Genomic DNA, 1,235 nt, shown 5'->3' on the forward strand with positions numbered 1-1,235 from the left:
AGAAGCCGGTCCACGAGGTGATCGATTCGGCGGTGGCGACCTGCATACCCAACAACTCCCGGTAGCCTTCCGCGTTGACACCGGTGGCCAACAGAACACTGGTTTTCACCACCCGGCCGCCTTCGCGCACTTTCATGGTTAACGCGTCGCAGGACCCGTACAAATATGGGCCAGTATCCAACGGGCGGGTCCGGAAGTCCTCCACCATGACATCGAGTTCTTTCGCCATGCCGGAGACCTGTGACTTCGACAGGTTAGTGATCCCCAGGGTGGCGACGAGATCATTCATCCTGCGGGTGGACGCACCTTTCAGGTAGCAGGTGGCGATCACCGTGGTCAGAGCACGTTCCGCACGGGTGCGGCGCACCAGCTACCAGTCGGGGAAGAACGACCCGGTCCGCAGCTTAGGCACGGCGACATCAACGGTGCCGACTCTGGTGTCGAGGTCGCGGTGACGGTACCCGTTGCGGGTGCTAGTCCGGTTGTAGCTGACGGTGGCGTAGTCGGCACCGCAGATCTGGTCGGCTTGGGCCGAGAGGATCTGGTTGATGAAGCCTTGCAGCATCTGCCGCATCAGGTCCGGTGAGTCTTGAGAGAGCAGTTCGTCGAGGTAGATGGTCGGGTCGATAGAATGGGGGCCAGCGGCCATCACAGATTTTTCCCTTCGAGGATGTGTGGTTACGGATTCGAAAGGTGCTGCGGTGGCCGCCTCACGCACTCATGAGGGTCGTCACTGGCAGTTCCAGATACACCACGTTAAAGGATACAACCACTGGGGACGATGCCGGGTCGAGCCGCCGATCTTCTCCTTATATATCTGCGACGCCCCCGCCGCACGGAGTTGATCGAGTTGGCGATCCAAGTTCTGCTCCAAAGAACTCACCCGGGCGTAACCGACTTTCTGCCCCACAACAACGTCCTGATGTTCGTCAAGTTCTAGAGGCAGTGACGGTTCTGTTCCGTTAGGCATAAGCTAACCCTACCGAACAGGAAGAAGATGCAATTCAGAATCGTTCATTTAGGGTGTAGCTTATAATTCTTCCCGGCCTGACTGGGCTGGATGTTAGATATCCAGCAAACAAGGGTCAGGCCCGTTTTCCGTCAATCAGACCATTAAGTCGACGGTTCTGGCCGTGTCGGGTAGCAGCTATTTACGATGACCTGATGGCGGATACGAGTCATCTCGTATTAAGTGGTCAAGTTCCTTCATGACAATAGTCAAAAGGAAAATCCTT

Annotated in this window: 1 protein-coding gene and 1 pseudogene; both read right to left on the bottom strand. The window is 56.6% G+C overall.

The window, feature by feature from the left end; genetic code table 11:
* Nucleotides 1-649 (bottom strand): annotated as a pseudogene (locus VVR41_RS10655) (transposase); the annotation flags it as partial.
* An 81-nt stretch (nt 650-730) separates the two neighbouring features.
* A complete protein-coding gene (locus VVR41_RS10660) occupies nt 731-970 on the bottom strand; it encodes a recombinase family protein (RefSeq protein WP_368524751.1) in 240 nt (79 codons plus the stop codon).
* Nucleotides 971-1,235 lie beyond the last annotated feature (265 nt).

The sequence above is a fragment of the Corynebacterium sp. LK2510 genome, from assembly GCF_040946405.1.
In the GTDB taxonomy this organism is placed as follows: domain Bacteria; phylum Actinomycetota; class Actinomycetes; order Mycobacteriales; family Mycobacteriaceae; genus Corynebacterium.